Raw genomic sequence first — 16767 nt, forward strand, 5'->3', positions numbered from 1 at the left:
TGTTAGCTCAGTAACCCCAGAAGACGCTGTATTCCCGAAGCCGGATCCGAAAGACTAACGATCAACACGGGCAATCCTTTTTCGGCCAACACATTTGCGTCACCATCGGCCTGAGAGCCAATTAGCTGACGGTAGCCAAACGCCCGTCCTGGAATGACTTGATCATGAGCTTCGCCAGAGACAATCTGGAGAAATACGCCCTGCCTAGGTCCGCCCTTGTGGTACTGACCGGTGGAGTGCAAAAACCTTGGACCCCAACCAAAAGTCGTCGGCCTACTCGTCTTGATGGCGACCAGATTGCGCAGATTCTCTGCAGCCCTAAACACATCTCGGTTTAGATAGCAATTAATCGACACAAAACTATCTGGTCTTAGCTGCGCAAAAAGTTCTTCTAAAGCGCCTTCTAGACTTGTCGCATTTTGAACAAATCCCTTTGCGCCAAAACGGATTGATTCTTCCACGTGAGCAAGCTCTGTTGATTCTGTGGGGGAGTCGAGCAAGGCTCGGGCAGCGGTCTTAGCGGACTCGACATCGGGTTGATCAAAAGGATTTACTCCTAACAACCTTGCCGCGACAGCTGTTGCAACCTCCCAAAGCAATAGTTGTTCCCCAATTGTTCCCGACACAGCTAGTTCATGCGCTGAAGAAGTGGCATCTTCAGAAAGTTCGGCCAACAGCAGATCGCTTGGGGGGTTTGTGACCTCAGCGGAATCATTTTGTAGTACCACCGGTAGAACTCCGAGGCCCATCTTCCCAGTTGATTCGGCAATCAGCTGCTCAGCCCAGTCGCCGAAACCGATGATTTTGCTGGCGCCAGATAGCAGGCCAATCTTGTCCTTAAACCCACTACCGCCTGCGGTTTTTGCCATAGCAGCGCCCAAGATTAGCCCTGGATTTCCCAAGTCATCTTTGCTGAGAAGCTCGGCTGCGCTGGATGCTTCTTCCAAAACGGCCTTCATGTCTACTCCCGCGAGCACTGCCGGAACAGCGCCAAATGCGGTGAGGGCCGAGTATCTTCCGCCAACCATCGGGTCTGCAAGAAAAACCCGGTAGCCGTCCTTGACTGCTTGGTTGTGCATTGGGGAATTTGGATCGGTCACCACAAAGATTCGTTCGGTTTTTGAGAATCCCGCATCAGTAAATGCCTGCTCAAAACTTCTTTTCTGGCTGTCTGTTTCAACAGTCGAACCGGATTTCGAGGATACGACAACAACGGTTTTACTGAGATCTCCGGATAGGGCCAGTTTGACCTCCGAGGGATCTGTTGAGTCGAGCACCAAGAGCTCTTTTCCAAAAGTCTTGGTGATGACCTCTGGGGCCAGGGAGGAACCTCCCATTCCGCAAAGCACAACTCTTGTGAGCCCTTTGGCCAGAAGCTCTTGTCGGAGCTCTGAAAGCTCAGCTAGTAGCGCGACAGTCACGCTTGCTGCGTTGACCCATCCAAGCCGAATAGCGGACTCCGCTTCGGCGTCTTTACCCCAAAGTGTGTGGTCTTTCGCAAAAAGCCTTGAGGCAACTTTGTCTGCGACCAGAGTCGGAACATACCTCTCAACGGCTTCAGAAACGCTCCCAGCCTGAAAGATCTTAATGGTCATCGAGCAACGTTTAGGGAAGCCGAAACTGTTTCAACAAGTTCGTTCCAGGAAACGACGAACTTTTCCACGCCCTCTTTTTCGAGCAGGCTTACAACATCATCGTAGGAGATTCCAACCGACTCAAGTTCTGCAAGCACTGCCTTCGCCGAGTCATAGTTCTCAGTTATGGAATCACTCGTGATAACACCGTGGTCGAACACAGCTTCCATAGTCTTTTCGGGCATGGTATTGACAACCATCGGTGCAATCAACTCGGTGACATACAGCGTGTCCGGAAGTGCGGGGTCTTTCACGCCCGTGGAGGCCATTAGTGGCCGCTGCCTGTTAGCACCAAGTGCTTCGAAGATGTTCCAGTCTTCACCGTCGAATTCCTGCTGGAACAGTTCATACGCCAATCGCGCGTTTGCAACCGCAGCTTTTGACTTTAGGGCTTTGGCCTGCTCGGTCCCAATTTCATCAAGTCTTTTGTCGATTTCGGTATCTACTCTTGAAACAAAGAACGAAGCAACCGAGTGGATGGTCGAGAGATCGTGTCCCTCAGCCTTAGCCTGAGCAATTCCTGCCTTGAAAGCACCAATTACCGCGCGGTATCGTTCTAGTGAAAAAATCAAAGTGACGTTCACCGAAATTCCGGCTGCGATCACCTGAGTTATTGCGGATAGGCCAGGAATAGTTGCGGGAATCTTAATCATCACGTTCTTGCGATTCACGGCTTCGTAAAGAGCCTTTGCTTGTGCGACGGTTTTTTCGGTGTCCATCGCAAACCCCGGCTCTACTTCAATTGAAACTCTTCCATCAACGCCAGAGCTCTCTTGGTAAACATCCGCAAAGACATCACAGGCTGCTCTGACGTCGTCCGTGGTGGCTTCAAAAATTGCTTCGTCGGCAGTGGCACCACGTGAGGCAAGCTCGGCGAGCTGGGTTGCGTAGGCCGCACCCTTTGAGAAAGCGCCCGCAAAAATTGTCGGGTTAGTAGTCACTCCCGAGACAGCACGGGAGGAAATAAGTTCCTTGAGTGAACCGGATTCGATGCGTTCCCTAGATAAATCATCAAGCCAAATACTTACGCCAGCATTTTTCAGTGCGTGAAGAGGTGAATTCATTTTTGCCTTTCCAGGACCTTTTTAGCTGCCGAAACAACAGCTTCCGTTGTAATCCCAAACTTCGAGAAAAGAGTCTTGTAATCGGCAGACGCTCCGAAGTGCTCAATTGAAACACTTTCTCCATCACCAATATATTTGGACCATCCAAGCGCCAGTCCAGCCTCAACTGAGACTTTGGCTCGAACAGATGCCGGGAGCACAGATTCTTTGTACGTATCCGGTTGCTCATCAAACCACTCAAGACACGGGGCCGAGACGACGCGAGTAGCAATGCCGGACGCCTCCAGCTCGAGCCTTGCTGCAATAGCCAGTTGGACCTCTGAGCCCGTCGCAATGAGAATCAGTTGTGGAGACGCTGTAGCCTCGGCCACGATGTAAGCGCCTTTTTCGACGTTCTCAGCAGCCGCGTAGACCACTCCGGTGGCATCCTTTGTGCTTCGATTCAGCACAGGAATATTTTGTCTGGTGAGTGCAATGCCCGCTGGGCCGTTTCTTCTTTCAAGGATCTTCTTCCACGCGTAAGAAACCTCGTTAGCGTCTGCCGGCCTGACTATGTCGAGGCCCGGAATCGCCCTCAGAGTGGCCAGCTGTTCGATCGGCTGGTGTGTTGGTCCATCTTCACCAAGTGCAATCGAGTCGTGAGTCCAAACAAAAATCGACGGAACCTTCATAAGGGCAGCCAGTCGGACGGCGGGTCTCATGTAATCACTAAAGATAAGGAAGGTGCCACCATAGGCCCGTGTTAATCCGTGAAGTGAAATGCCGTTTACAATCGCTGCCATTGCATGCTCACGTATTCCAAAGTGAAGGACCCTACCGTAGGGGTCCGCTGACCATTCGGAAGTTGAATGTTCGGAAGGAGCAAAGGATTTGGCTCCAGCAATCGTAGTGTTGTTCGACTCAGCGAGATCGGCAGAACCGCCCCAGAGCTCTGGCATGACAGCGGCAACAGCGTTCAAAACTTTTCCGCTGGCAGCACGAGTTGAAACCTCGGTGTCGAAATCAAAAGCCGGTAAAGCCTCGGAGAGTTCGGCTGGTGTTTTTCCAGATTCCAACCGGTCGAATAGCTCCTTGCTTTCTGGGTTGGCCTTCGCCCAATCATTGAACGACTTTTGCCATGAGACTATAGAGCCAGCAGACCTTTCGCGTAGACCGCGGGTGTATTCGAGAACCTCTGGCGCCACATCAAAGGTCTTTTCCTCATCGAAACCGAGAACCTTTTTTAGGCCCTTGAGCTCAGCTTCGCCGAGCGCTGACCCGTGGATTTTGCCCGTGTTTTGCTTTCCCGGGGACGGCCAGCCAATGATGGTTCGAATTGTTATCAGGGACGGTTTGTCGGTGACATTTTTCGCAGCCTCAATTGCTTTGTAAAGCTCGGTCACATCCTCGTTGTAGTCACCGGTTTTCTTCCAGTCCACAACTTGAACATGCCAACCGTATGACCGGTAGCGATCCTCAAGGTTTTCGGTAAAAGCAATGTTAACGTCGTCCTCGATTGAAATCTGATTGGAATCGTAGAGAACGATTAGGTTACCCAGCTGTTGATGGCCAGCCAGCGAAGAGGCCTCAGCGGTAATACCTTCTTGCATGTCGCCATCCCCGGCGATGCAGTAAATGAAGTGATCAAATGGACTAGAACCAGCCGGAGCCTGCTTGTCAAACAAACCGCGCTCAAATCGTGAAGAGTAAGCAAAACCGACCGCCGAGGCGAGGCCTTGGCCTAGTGGTCCTGTGGTGATTTCAACGCCCTTGGTGTGTCCGTACTCTGGGTGTCCCGGGGTCAATGAATCCCAAGTGCGAAGGGCCTTGATGTCGTCAAGCTCAAGACCAAAACCTGCGAGAAACAGCTGGTTATAAAGAGTGAGAGAGGAGTGACCGACACTCAGAATAAAGCGGTCTCGGCCAATCCATTCAGGATTCTCTGGGTCGTGACGCATGACTTTCTGAAACAGTAGGTGTGCTACCGGTGCCAAACTGATGGCTGTTCCCGGGTGGCCATGACCAACTTTCTCAACCGCGTCCGCCGCCAAAACCCTAGCTGTATCTACTGCTTTTCGATCTAGGTCGGTCCATGAAAATTCACTCACTTGCTAGTACATCCTTTTTTTGTAGGAGGGCCGAGGAAAGAGACGTTCAACCAGCGACGCTGCTCAGCTAAATCTCCAAAGGGTGAGAAAGCACGTAACCTCAACATTCGGGCTACCTCACCTAGCCTCCACTTTACACACTTAGCAGTTGGCTAGTTTGAGGCCTAATCGAGCGATTTTTCAGCTTAGACTTATATCAACTCATGACCACACAAGCTCCTACTCTGACGCCCCAGCGCGTTAGTTTTAGGCGCAAAGCCAAGGCCTATTTTGAGCTAACTAAGCCCAGAGTTGTCGAACTACTGCTGGTTTCAACCGTCCCGACCATGATATTGGCGCAGCGCGGAATTCCGGATTTGTGGCTCATTGTTGCCACCGTAGTTGGGGGTGCATTTAGCGCCGGCAGTGCCAATGCCTTCAACTGCTACATTGACGCGGACATCGACAAAATTATGGGCCGCACCAAGGGGCGCCCGCTTGTCACCGGAGAACTAACAAAGTCAGAGGCCTATAGGTTTGCCTGGGGTCTTGGTGTGCTTGCTGTCGTGTGGCTCGGTGTGTTGGTCAACCTCTTGGCTGCGGCTCTCTCGCTGGCGGCCATATTGTTCTACGTGTTCGTTTACACACTCTTACTAAAGCGTCGCACGCCTCAAAACATCGTCTGGGGTGGCGCGGCAGGCTCAATGCCGGTCCTAATTGGGTGGACCGCCGTCACGGGCGAGGTCTCGGCTGCTGCCTGGGTCCTTTTTCTGATCATATTTTTGTGGACTCCGCCGCACTACTGGCCTTTATCGCTTCGCTATAAGCAGGACTACACCGACGCAGGCGTCCCGATGCTCCCCGTTGTTAGAAACAACAAGACGGTTGGCGTGCAGATCATTTTGTACGCGTGGGCTCTGGTCGCATCAACAATCCTGTTGATCCCAGTCGCAAACATGGGTCTTATCTATGCCCTGACAGCTTTGGTAACCGGAGCCTGGTTCATAATTGAGTCTTATCGGCTATACCGTCAGGCAAGCGTTGGAGAAATATCAAACCCCATGAGGTTGTTTCACGGCTCAATTAGCTACCTCACACTGCTTTTTATTTCGATAGCAATCGATCCGCTACTGTACTTTAATTTCTTTTAGGCGAGCAAGCGACTCATCGCGCTCGGTTGCGTGATCTAACATCGGCTCGGGATATCCATTTACCAGCCCGTCAACAAGTGTCCAAGGTTCGTGGACTTCATTTCCAGGGATGTGGGCAAGTTCGGGAATGTACTTACGCACGTAGTCACCGTGCGGATCAAACTTATAACCCTGAAGTATCGGATTAAAAACTCTGTAGTAGGGCGATGCGTCAGTTCCGCAGCCGGCGGTCCACTGCCACCCGTGTGAGTTTGAGGCCGGATCGAAATCCGAAAGATTTTCCTCGAACCACTTGGCGCCTTCCTGCCATTCCAAATGAAGGTCTTTCACCAAGAAGGAAGCAACAATCATGCGAACCCGGTTATGCATCCAACCGGTTGCAAGAAGTTGTCGCATACCGGCATCAACCATCGGAAATCCAGTTTTTCCAACTTTCCAAAGGTCGAGCTTGGCCTTAGCGTCTTTTCCCTTGTCGTATCGCATGGCCTTGAATCTTGGCTCGTAATAGTCATCAACGGTGTGTGGATTTCTGTACAAAACGTCAGCGTAAAACTCTCTCCAGGCGATCTCTTTTCTAAAAACATTGTGTCCATCAACGTCAGATAGTTCGGCCAGAAGAGTCCTGGGGTGAATCTCTCCGTGCGCCAGAGCATGGGAGAGATTCGAGGTGCCCGAAAGGTCGGCTCGATTACGATTCTCGGAGTAATCGTATAGCGATCGTTTTTTAAACCTCTTGAACGTCTCGAGTGCAAATTGCTCTCCAGCCCTGACCTTGATCGGAGAGACCTTGTTGGGCTGAGGGATTTCACTTTTCTCTTTTCGTGTTGCCCACACAAATCCTTTTGAAAGTATTGCTGGAGCCGGCAAGCCAATTTGGAACCAGTCCTTGAAAAATGGTGTGTATACCCGGTAAGCAGTTCCATCAGTTGGCTTCAAAACGGTTCCAGGCTTTACCGCGTAGTAAGAATCTTGCAGAACAAGATCGACGCCAGTTCCTTTCAGCTTTGAAGCTAGGGAGCGCTGCTCTGCGATACCTTCGGGATCAAAGCTCTCGGTGGCGTGGATGAATTTGACTTTGTTTTTGAGTGCAAATTCCACTACTCCTGACATTTCTGGAGCCCTAATGACATGCAGAGATTGCTGCATTGATTCATCGAGTGCCTTCAGTGACTGAGTGAGCGAGTGCTGTCTGATACCAGACAGCGCTTCATAATCTTTTTCGTTGTACCAAAACATAGGGATGACAGTTTTGTCGCCGTCTTTTATTGCCAGCTCGGCGCATCCATTGAGCGCGAGATTATCGCTTAGCCTTCGGTCTCTTCTAAACCAAAAGATGCGAGCCAATTAGTCACGACCAAATCTTTGATACCTCGACCGAAGTGCGAGTAGCTGGAAGGTAAGTAGGGCAATAATGACGGCCGCCCCAAATAGGTGCGCTGCCGCCATCATGGCTGGTACCGCGAGGTTTGACTGCACGACCCCGAGCACGGCTTGGGAAATTGCAACCGCAAGCAAGATACCTAAGGACTTCACGGCCGGGCTTGAAAACGCACCCTTACCAAGAGGTAACCACGCGGCGACAAACGCCCAAGCTATCAGCGCCGTCATCAGGTATGCCGGGTAGGAGTGGTAGTGCTGCCACACCTCAAGATCTAGACCGTTTCTTGGGGTATAGGCGTCCCCGGCATGTGGACCTGCGCCTGTGACTACAACTCCGATAACTACAGTCACCCATCCCACAACAAAAATTGGCCAAGCAAGCAACACTGCCGTATAGCTAATCGGTGAGTGAACCGGAGAGTAGACCCGCCAGACCAGAACAGCGGCAATTGAAATAAGGACACCTGAGACCAAGAAGTGGGCCCCCACCACCCAGGAGTTGAGGCCTGTAAGCACCGTGAGCCCACCGAGAAGTGCCTGTGCGATTATTCCAAGGCCCAATACCAGTGCTGGCCAGGTGAGGCCGGAACGAAGGGACTTGGCAGTTCTTCTAACGACTACAAATGTGAGCAGAGCAATGATGATCAGAACAAAGGTTAGAAGCCTGTTTCCAAACTCAATGATGCCGTGCCACCCCATTTCAGGCACGGTCACGAAGGAATCCTCAGTGCATCTGGGCCAGGTAGGGCATCCAAGACCTGAGCCAGTCAAACGGACCAAGCCGCCGGTGACTACAATCAGGATCTGGCTTACCAAAGACGCCCACGCGTAAACCTTTAACCGATTCGGCGAGAAAAGCGCCTTGAATAGCTTCATTTAGGAGTAATAACCCTTCTTGGGCCTGCTGGCGGACATTGTTGGTAAACTCTTGTTGCGGCTTTAAGTTTCTCACGGTTTTCTGTTGGGAATTCCGCACCGCTGAGGCGGGTTGTACCAAAAGCTAATCAAATCACCTATAGAGGGGTTCCAAATGACTGAGAACATCATCGAACGTCCCGAACTAGACAGCCTGGGTACATACGAGTATGGCTGGTCCGATGGAAACGATGCCGGTGCCACAGCCAAACGTGGAATCAGTGAAGAGGTTGTCCGCGACATCTCTGGGCTCAAATCGGAGCCGCAGTGGATGCTTGACCGCAGACTTAAAGGCTATGAGTACTTCCTGAAAAAGCCAATGCCGGCTTGGGGATCAGACCTTTCCGGAATCGATTTTGACAACATAAAGTACTTCGTACGTTCGACCGAGCGTCAGGCTCAGACATGGGAAGATCTGCCAGAGGAGATTAAGGACACCTACGAGAAACTGGGTATCCCGGAAGCGGAGCGTCAGCGCCTGGTCGCAGGTGTTGCGGCACAGTATGAGTCCGAGGTCGTTTACCACCAGATCAATGAAGAGCTTGAGAAAAAGGGTGTCCTGTTCTTGGACACCGACACCGCTTTGAAAGAGCACCCGGAGATCTTCAAAGAGTATTTTGGAACCGTTATCCCAGCTGGTGACAACAAGTTCGCTGCGCTAAACACCTCAGTGTGGTCCGGCGGTTCATTCGTTTATGTTCCCAAGGGCGTTCAAGTAGAAATCCCACTTCAGGCTTACTTCCGAATTAACACTGAGAACATGGGCCAGTTCGAAAGAACTCTTATAATCGCCGACGAAGATTCCTACGTTCACTACATCGAGGGTTGCACCGCTCCGGTGTACAAATCAGACTCGCTTCACTCGGCAGTAGTAGAGATAATCGTTAAAAAGGGTGCTCGCGTTCGCTACACCACTATTCAGAACTGGTCCAATAACGTTTACAACTTGGTCACCAAGCGTGCAATCGCGCACGAGGGAGCCACCATGGAGTGGATCGATGGGAACATTGGATCCAAGGTCACCATGAAGTATCCATCGGTTATCTTGGCCGGCGAACACGCCAGGGGAGAAACCCTCTCGGTTGCGTTCGCAGGTGAAGGCCAGCACCAGGACGCTGGAGCCAAGATGATTCACCTCGCTCCTTACACCTCTTCCTCAATCATTTCAAAGTCAATTGCCCGAGGCGGCGGAAGAACTTCTTACCGAGGAGAAATCCGTGTCAATCCTGGAGCTCACCACAGCGCGAACACCGTGCGTTGCGATGCGCTCTTGGTAGACACCATTTCAAGATCGGATACCTACCCCGCCGTTGATGTTCGTGAGGACGACGTCTCAATGGGACACGAAGCGACCGTATCCAGAGTCAGCGAAGAGCAGCTGTTCTATCTTCAGTCACGCGGAATGCCAGAAGACGAAGCGATGGCAATGATTGTTCGTGGCTTCATCGAACCGATCGCAAAGGAACTTCCAATGGAGTACGCCCTCGAGCTCAACAAGCTCATTGAGATGCAGATGGAAGGGGCCGTCGGCTAGTGGGGGAAACGACAAAGACAGTTCAACACGGGCTGTCGGAGCACAGCCATGGCTTCGGCGTTCCGATTCAGACCCGCTCCGAAAGACTCAAGTCCCAGAAGCTATCTGATTTCGAGGAGATTTCCACGCGTGAAGAGCAGTGGCGCTACTTAGGCGCAGATCGCTTGGGTGGCCTTGATCAGGCAGGGCTCGACGAGTTCTCGGGTGATATTGAAACCAAGCTCGCCGATGGTGTTGAGACTTCCTGGATAGACGCCGACCACAAACTATTTGGCTCAGCAGGGATTCCAGAAGACCGTGTAGCAGCTGCCGGATGGGAAGCCGCGAAGGCTGCCTACCTGGTCTCTATTCCAGCCAGCGTCACCGAATCAGCCCAGAGCACGCTGACAATCACGTCGGTTAGCAAAGACCCTGCCGCACTTCACATCATCGTGGAGGCTAAACGCGGGTCAGACTCCGTCGTGGTTATCGATCACCGTGGCGATGCAATTCTTTCTGAGAACATTGAATTCGTTCTTGAGGATCAGGCCAAGCTAACAGTGGTGAGCATTCAGGATTGGAACCTCGGTTCGATTCACAATGGAGCTCAGTACGCAATGTTGGGCAAGGACTCAACTTTCAAGCACGTTATGGTCACACTCGGCGGGTCCGTTGTTCGAATGACGCCATCGGCTTACTTCGGCGCTGCCGGGGGAGATGCCGCGCTATACGGCTTGTACTTTGCTGACGCAGGTCAGTACCTGGAGCACAGGATCTTTGTTGATCACGCCACCCCCAACTGCAAGTCTCGCGTGACTTACAAGGGTGCATTGCAGGGAGCAAAAGCCCACACCGTTTGGGTAGGCGACGTTCTTATTCGAGCCGCTGCCGAAGGCACGGACACCTATGAGCTGAATCGAAACCTTTTGCTTACTGATGGCGCAAGAGCGGATTCGGTTCCAAACCTTGAAATCGAAACGGGTCAAATCCAAGGAGCCGGACACGCCAGTGCATCGGGACGCTTTGACGATGAACAGCTGTTCTATCTGCAGGCTCGAGGACTTCCCGAGCTTGAGGCAAGAAGGCTAGTTGTTAGAGGTTTCCTAATGGAAGTAGTTCAGCAAATCTGTGTCCCGGAACTCGAAGAGCGCCTCGCAGCATCGATTGAGGATGAGCTCGAAAGGAGTGCGGGGTAGTGGCACTAAAGATTTGCAAAGTAGAGGACATCGCTCCCGGCAAGGCCCTTCGCATCAAAATCGGCGAGGACGCGATCGCTCTGGTACACACCAAGTCTGGTCAGTTCAAGGCTTTGGCCGACAAGTGTTCACACGGTGAAATCTCCCTCAGCGAAGGATTTGTTGATGACGAGACCATTGAGTGCTGGGCCCACGGTGCGAAATTTTCTCTGGACACAGGTGCGCCTCTGAGTCTTCCAGCCTATGAACCGGTTGCGGTTTATGAAGTGCTTATTGAAAATGGCGAAGTTTATATCGAATATGACAAGGACACGGAGTAATCAAATGGCGAAACTAGAAATCAAGAACCTACACGTATCGGTTGAGACCGAACAGGGCAAGATTGAGATTCTCCGCGGCGTTGATTTAGTTATCAATAGCGGTGAGACCCACGCGGTCATGGGACCAAACGGTTCCGGTAAGTCGACTTTGGCTTACTCGATTGCGGGTCACCCCAAATATGAGGTGACAGAGGGTGAGATTCTGCTCGATGGAGAAAACGTCCTCGAGATGGCTGTTGACGAAAGAGCAAGAGCTGGTTTGTTTTTAGCCATGCAGTACCCGGTCGAGATCCCAGGGGTTAGCGTTTCTAACTTTCTAAGAACCGCAAAGACCGCAATCGATGGTAAGGCTCCAGCTCTTCGTGGCTGGGTCGCGGATGTCCGCGCCGCGATGGAGAGTCTGAAAATGGATTCGGCGTTCACCGAGAGAAACGTAAATGAAGGATTCTCAGGTGGAGAAAAGAAGCGACACGAGATTCTCCAGATGGAGCTTCTAAAGCCAAAGATGGCCGTTCTCGACGAGACCGACTCCGGCCTTGACGTCGACGCGCTACGCGTTGTTGCCGAGGGTGTGAATCGAATTAAGAGTGAAAACGAGATGGGTCTTTTGTTGATTACCCACTACACCCGAATTCTCAACTACATCAAGCCTGACTTCGTCCACGTTTTTGTTGCAGGAAAGATTGCAGAGCAGGGCGGTCCAGAGCTTGCCGACCGACTTGAGGCAGAAGGTTACGACAGGTACGTGAACGCCTAATATGCCAAGAGAACTCGAGCCAGCTCTATACGACAAGGTCGAAGAGGCCCTCAAGGAGGTCATCGACCCCGAAATTGGTGTGAACATTGTCGACCTTGGCCTCATCTACGGATTAGAAAAAGCCGACGAGGACGAGTCTTTGCTTATCAACATGACTCTGACTTCCGCAGGATGCCCGCTCACTGATGTTCTTGAGGAGCAAACAGCAGAGGCACTAGATGGTGTGGTTGACGCGTTTAGAATCAATTGGGTTTGGATGCCACCATGGGGTCCAGAGAAAATCACCGAAGATGGTCGCGAGCAAATGCGCGCCATCGGATTTTCTATTTAGTACCTAGATATTTCCAAGCCAGCGGGAGCGCGGCGGCGGCAAGAGCCATCTTGATTGCGTCTCCAATCAAAAAAGGGATCAAGCCTGCGGCCAGGACTGCACTTAGGTCGCTTGCCAAATTTAGGCTAGATAAAGCAAACGCCAACCAGGGCAGACCGAAAAGGTAGATAACGGCGTTTCCGATCATGAAGCTTGCCAGCACTCCGGTGACTTTTTTCTGCCAGTTCAACTTAGCCAACCAGCCAACAACCGCCGCTGCGGCAATAAATCCGACCAGGTATCCGAAAGTGGTTCCAAATGTTACACCCGATGCCATCCCGGTAAACACTGGTAGTCCAGCTGCTCCCAATGAAAAATAAGCAATCATCGAAATTGCACCGCGTGAGGCGCCAAGGACAGCCCCGACAAGCAGAACTGCGAAGGTCTGACCTGTTATTGGTACTGGCCACATTGGAATGGCAATTTGTGCGGCGACAGCGGTAAGTACCGCTCCGCTTAGAATTAGAGCAACGTCGTTGACAAAACTGCGGGGGATAACGCGGTCAATAAGATTCGTTCCAGTCGTTAGCTGAAGTGACATGGGGCCTCTTTTCTATCCGAACAGTTTGTGTCGCTCCTGACGATTGTAGACTAAAGCTTTTGCCATTACACCCAACAAAGGATTTGCCCATTGCTCAGTGTCAGAGACCTTGAGATAACAATTGGTGCCAGGACCCTGATGAGTGGGGTCAATTTCAGGGTTGCCGCTGGGGATAAAATTGGACTTGTAGGCAGGAATGGAGCCGGCAAAACAACTCTGACAAAAATTCTCGCCGGCGATGGTCAGCCAACCCAGGGAATGGTCGAGCGCATCGGTGAAATTGGCTATCTTCCACAAGACCCACGTTCGGGCGACCCAGAGGAGCTCGCTCGTGATCGAATTCTGAACGCTCGCGGCCTTGGAGACCTGCTGCATCAACTAACCGCCTCGACCCATCTCATGGCTAACGCTAGAGGAGATGAAACAGAGGCAGCCATGGCCAAGTACTCCAGGGTGGAGGAGCGATTCCAGATTGCGGGCGGTTATGCCGCTGAGGCTCAGGGAGCCGCTATTGCGAGCAATCTTGGTATCGAAGAACGTATTCTGAGTCAGCAACTAAGGACCCTATCGGGTGGTCAACGGAGAAGGGTCGAGCTTGCAAGGATTCTTTTCTCAAGCGCTGAAACAATGCTTCTCGACGAACCGACGAACCACTTAGACGCTGATTCGGTGGTGTGGCTGCGGGAGTATCTAAAAAGTTATCAGGGCGGGCTAATTGTCATTAGCCACGATGTCGATCTTGTTGAGACCACAGTAAATCGAGTGTTTTATTTGGACGCAAACCGTCAGCAGATCGATGTCTACAACATGGGCTGGAAGTCTTACCAAAAGCAGCGCGAGGCCGATGAAGAAAGAAGAAAGCGGGAACGAGCCAGCGCTGAAAAGAAAGCTGCATCTCTAACCCTGCAAGCGGCTAAGTTCGGGGCAAAAGCCAGTAAGGCTGTTGCTGCGCAACAAATGGCAAGAAGGGCGGCCAGGATGTTGGATGATCTGGACGATGTTGGACAACTGGATCGAGTGGCGAAGATACGTTTCCCAGACCCTGCACCCTGCGGGAAGACACCTCTGATGGCTTCTGGATTGAGCAAAAGCTATGGCTCTCTAGAAATCTTTACCGCGGTCGATTTGGCCATTGATCGAGGTTCCAAGGTTGTCATCATTGGACTAAACGGTGCCGGAAAGACCACACTGCTTCGCATACTCGCAGGAGTCGACAAGCCCGATACTGGTCAGATCGAACCCGGTCACGGTCTAAAGATTGGCTACTACGCCCAAGAACATGAAACGCTCGACGTGAGTAAGACTGTTCTCGAAAATATGCAGAATTCAGCTCCTCACCTTGGTGACGTCGACGCGCGAAAAGTTCTTGGTTCTTTCCTATTCTCGGGTGACGATGTGACCAAAAAGGCTTCCGTGCTGAGCGGTGGAGAAAAGACCCGGCTTGCACTTGCTGCGCTGGTAGTTTCCTCGGCAAATGTACTGCTGCTCGATGAACCCACGAACAACCTGGATCCGGCATCGAGAACAGAGATCTTGAATGCGCTGTCGAGCTTTACGGGTGCTGTTGTATTGGTTTCCCACGATGAGGGTGCGGTGCTGGCTCTGAACCCCGAACGAGTCCTGATTCTTCCGGATGGAACCGAAGATCACTGGTCGGATCAGTATGCCGACCTGATTGCTCTCAGCTAACTTTTCGAATCGAGCAACTGGTCCTCGATGTCTCCGTCGGTGATCTTTTTGTTGCGCATCGATTTTGGAACGTAGTTCGGGTCCTTCTCCATCTTTCGATACTCACGCTCTTGACGAATCGCCCAGAACAGGGCGTAGAACCCCATTAGGGCAAACAGGATCCACTGAACCGCATAGCTAAGGTGATTTCCCTCGTCTAGCACTGGCTGGCTTAGCGGCTGCGGAGAGATTGCCTCGCCGGGAGATTCGGAAATAAGCCTGAGATAAAACCGCTGCTCGATCGGGTTGTCAAACAACTCGTCAAGACTTTCTAGGTGTAAAGAAGTAGCAAACCCTGGCGGCGAGTCTCTATTTGGGTTTGGTTCGCTCAATCGAACTCGAGCCTTCACAGTTTTGAATTCCGAGGAGGGAGTCATGACAGTTGCGGGCGCAAGATTTGAGTCGGCTTGAATCCAACCTCGCTCAATCATCACAACTTCACCGCTTGCAACTCGAAACGGGAGAATTTGAAGGAAACCGGGCTGGCCGGCAATCGGGCGATTTCTAACAAGAAGCTCATCTTCAATTAGGTATTGCCCAGTGATCTCAACCGGAGTCCACTCAAAGGGTATGACTTCTTCCGTTGAAATTCCCGTCAGCGCAGATATTTCAATTGGTTGCTTTTCGTAGTTATCAACCATGCGTTGAATCTTCGAAACGGCCTGATCGCGGCGCTCAAGCTGCCAGTTTGCCAACACCACGCAGGCGGCGGCAAAAAGCACTGCAACCACAAACCAGGTTGTCCAGCGAAACCATGATGTTGCCAGTAGCTTCATGGTCTTGCTCTGACTTCCAAGAGAAATGACCTATCGGTAAGGTATCCCTTCAAGAAATCAACATGTTCATCGCATGCAAGCCAGGTTTTAGTTCTAGCACCGGTGTGTATTTTTGGATTAGCCCAGATGAGCTCCCTGGTTCCTTCGCTTGAGCAACCGGCTCGAGAGCATTTCACTGTCTTGGAATTTAACCCGAGCACGGTCTAGGGTTTCTGGAATTTGGAGCCAAGATCAACCGTTATTGGCTTGGCCACTACTGTGACTTTGTCTAGAGATCCACTTCTTGAGACCTGGGCGTTCGCAATTACGACAGCAAAATATGGAAGAAAAATCGCTCCAGCAAAGCACAGCCACATTAGCCACCCCTCAACAAAAATGGCCGCCACAATACAGATGACACGAATGATCATCGCAATTAGATACTTCACCAGCCGAGACTTGCGCTCTTGCTCGGGTGATTCCCCGACGGTAGTGATGTTTTGGGCTTTTTCCAAGGTCGCTTTCCAGATCGCTGGCTTGATTCAAGGCTAAGACTAGACTTCAATAAGTTCAAACCAGACTCAGTGCTGGCTATTCCCGAAAGGACTAGAAAACGCGATGACACAGCCAAGAGTAGTCCTGGTTACCGGCGGCAATCGAGGTATCGGGTACGCCATCGCGAAGGAGTTCCTCGCGGCCGGACATAAAGTGGCGGTCACGGTCCGAAGCGGCAATGGGCCAGACGGAGCCCTTTCCGTTATAGCGGATGTCTTGGACTCTGACTCAATTGATTCAGCCATCAAGGAGGTCGAGGAGGCACTTGGGCCAATCGAGGTCCTGGTAGCAAATGCCGGCATCACCAAGGACACGCTTTTACTGCGCATGAGCGATCAGGACTTCGAAGAGGTAATTAATACAAACTTAAATGGAGTCTTTCGGGTGATGAAGCGAGCCACCAAATCCATGATCAAGCAGCGCTTCGGCAGAGTTTTGCTCATCGGATCCGTGGTTGGTCTACTTGGATCACCGGGACAAATTAACTACTCGGCTTCAAAATCTGCCCTCGTTGGCATGGCTCGGTCGTTGAGTAGAGAGCTTGGAGGCAGGGGAATCACGGCAAACGTTGTCGCTCCAGGCTTTATCGATACCGACATGACCGCTGAACTAACTGAGGACCAGCAAAGGGACTACCTTTCCAGAATTCCCGCCGGTCGTTTTGCCAGCCCTCAAGAGGTTGCAAAGGTAGTCACCTGGCTTGCTAGCGATGACGCCGCATACATAACCGGAGCCGTAATTCCGGTTGACGGTGGACTCGGAATGGGTCATTAGCTGTGGACCTGACGGTCACAAAATCCAAGAGCCAAATCGATAGAAAGC

General features: G+C 51.8%; 16 protein-coding genes. 8 read left to right on the top strand and 8 right to left on the bottom strand.

Annotation, left to right across the window (positions count from 1 at the left end):
- Positions 1–2 precede the first annotated feature (2 nt).
- From WAO31_RS01655 to tkt, 3 genes are read right to left on the bottom strand one after another with little or no spacing between them, the layout of a single operon-like run.
- Positions 3–1595: a phosphoglucose isomerase-related protein gene (locus WAO31_RS01655; protein ID WP_509589418.1), complete on the bottom strand. Its 1593-nt coding sequence runs from the start codon at positions 1593–1595 to the stop codon at positions 3–5.
- Positions 1592–2698 carry a transaldolase gene (gene tal / locus WAO31_RS01660; RefSeq protein WP_509589420.1) on the bottom strand — a complete coding sequence of 369 codons (1107 nt, stop codon included), beginning with the start codon at positions 2696–2698 and terminating at the stop codon, positions 1592–1594. Before tal ends, WAO31_RS01655 begins: the two co-directional genes overlap by 4 nt.
- Positions 2695–4785, bottom strand: coding sequence for a transketolase (gene tkt, locus WAO31_RS01665; RefSeq protein WP_509589422.1), 2091 nt, complete (start codon positions 4783–4785; stop codon positions 2695–2697). Before tkt ends, tal begins: the two co-directional genes overlap by 4 nt.
- A 203-nt stretch (positions 4786–4988) precedes the next feature.
- On the opposite strand from tkt, the gene WAO31_RS01670 reads away from it, so the two are divergent.
- Positions 4989–5915, top strand: coding sequence for a heme o synthase (locus tag WAO31_RS01670; protein WP_509589424.1), 927 nt, complete (start codon positions 4989–4991; stop codon positions 5913–5915).
- Here the strand turns inward: WAO31_RS01670 and WAO31_RS01675 are convergent.
- Together WAO31_RS01675 and WAO31_RS01680 are read right to left on the bottom strand one after the other, a co-directional pair.
- The gene (locus WAO31_RS01675; RefSeq protein WP_509589426.1) at positions 5892–7259 is read right to left on the bottom strand and encodes a cryptochrome/photolyase family protein; all 1368 of its coding nucleotides are present in this window, start codon (positions 7257–7259) and stop codon (positions 5892–5894) included. The genes WAO31_RS01670 and WAO31_RS01675 overlap by 24 nt on opposite strands.
- On the bottom strand, positions 7260–8171 hold the full coding sequence (locus WAO31_RS01680) for a COX15/CtaA family protein (RefSeq protein WP_509589428.1): 912 nt from the start codon (positions 8169–8171) through the stop codon (positions 7260–7262).
- 154 nt (positions 8172–8325) lie between these two features.
- On the opposite strand from WAO31_RS01680, the gene sufB reads away from it, so the two are divergent.
- Genes sufB through WAO31_RS01705 form a run of 5 tightly spaced genes read left to right on the top strand, consistent with a single transcriptional unit; the run spans position 8326 to position 12327 of the window.
- On the top strand, positions 8326–9744 hold the full coding sequence (gene sufB, locus WAO31_RS01685) for a Fe-S cluster assembly protein SufB (RefSeq protein ID WP_509589431.1): 1419 nt from the start codon (positions 8326–8328) through the stop codon (positions 9742–9744).
- Positions 9744–10919: a SufB/SufD family protein gene (locus WAO31_RS01690; RefSeq protein WP_509589433.1), complete on the top strand. Its 1176-nt coding sequence runs from the start codon at positions 9744–9746 to the stop codon at positions 10917–10919. The genes sufB and WAO31_RS01690 overlap by 1 nt, the downstream gene beginning before the upstream one ends.
- Positions 10919–11239, top strand: a complete 321-nt coding sequence (locus tag WAO31_RS01695) for a non-heme iron oxygenase ferredoxin subunit (RefSeq protein ID WP_509589435.1) — start codon at positions 10919–10921, stop codon at positions 11237–11239. Before WAO31_RS01690 ends, WAO31_RS01695 begins: the two co-directional genes overlap by 1 nt.
- 4 nt (positions 11240–11243) lie before the next feature.
- Positions 11244–11996, top strand: coding sequence for a Fe-S cluster assembly ATPase SufC (gene sufC / locus WAO31_RS01700; RefSeq protein WP_509589437.1), 753 nt, complete (start codon positions 11244–11246; stop codon positions 11994–11996).
- A gap of 1 nt (position 11997) precedes the next feature.
- Positions 11998–12327 carry a metal-sulfur cluster assembly factor gene (locus WAO31_RS01705; protein WP_509589439.1) on the top strand — a complete coding sequence of 110 codons (330 nt, stop codon included), beginning with the start codon at positions 11998–12000 and terminating at the stop codon, positions 12325–12327.
- Here the strand turns inward: WAO31_RS01705 and WAO31_RS01710 are convergent.
- Positions 12320–12907: a biotin transporter BioY gene (locus WAO31_RS01710; protein WP_509589441.1), complete on the bottom strand. Its 588-nt coding sequence runs from the start codon at positions 12905–12907 to the stop codon at positions 12320–12322. The two genes, WAO31_RS01705 and WAO31_RS01710, sit on opposite strands and share 8 nt — an antisense overlap.
- A 90-nt stretch (positions 12908–12997) precedes the next feature.
- On the opposite strand from WAO31_RS01710, the gene WAO31_RS01715 reads away from it, so the two are divergent.
- Positions 12998–14596: an ABC-F family ATP-binding cassette domain-containing protein gene (locus WAO31_RS01715; protein WP_509589443.1), complete on the top strand. Its 1599-nt coding sequence runs from the start codon at positions 12998–13000 to the stop codon at positions 14594–14596.
- Here the strand turns inward: WAO31_RS01715 and WAO31_RS01720 are convergent.
- Both WAO31_RS01720 and WAO31_RS01725 read right to left on the bottom strand, forming a co-directional pair.
- Positions 14593–15411: an SURF1 family cytochrome oxidase biogenesis protein gene (locus WAO31_RS01720; protein WP_509589445.1), complete on the bottom strand. Its 819-nt coding sequence runs from the start codon at positions 15409–15411 to the stop codon at positions 14593–14595. The two genes, WAO31_RS01715 and WAO31_RS01720, sit on opposite strands and share 4 nt — an antisense overlap.
- Before the next feature lie 203 nt (positions 15412–15614).
- Positions 15615–15905 carry a DUF3099 domain-containing protein gene (locus tag WAO31_RS01725; RefSeq protein WP_509589447.1) on the bottom strand — a complete coding sequence of 97 codons (291 nt, stop codon included), beginning with the start codon at positions 15903–15905 and terminating at the stop codon, positions 15615–15617.
- A gap of 103 nt (positions 15906–16008) precedes the next feature.
- On the opposite strand from WAO31_RS01725, the gene WAO31_RS01730 reads away from it, so the two are divergent.
- The gene (locus WAO31_RS01730) at positions 16009–16719 is read left to right on the top strand and encodes a beta-ketoacyl-ACP reductase (RefSeq protein ID WP_509589449.1); all 711 of its coding nucleotides are present in this window, start codon (positions 16009–16011) and stop codon (positions 16717–16719) included.
- The last annotated feature ends 48 nt before the right edge of the window (positions 16720–16767 follow it).

The sequence above is a fragment of the Rhodoluna sp. genome (genome assembly GCF_049276775.1).
GTDB lineage: Bacteria > Actinomycetota > Actinomycetes > Actinomycetales > Microbacteriaceae > Rhodoluna.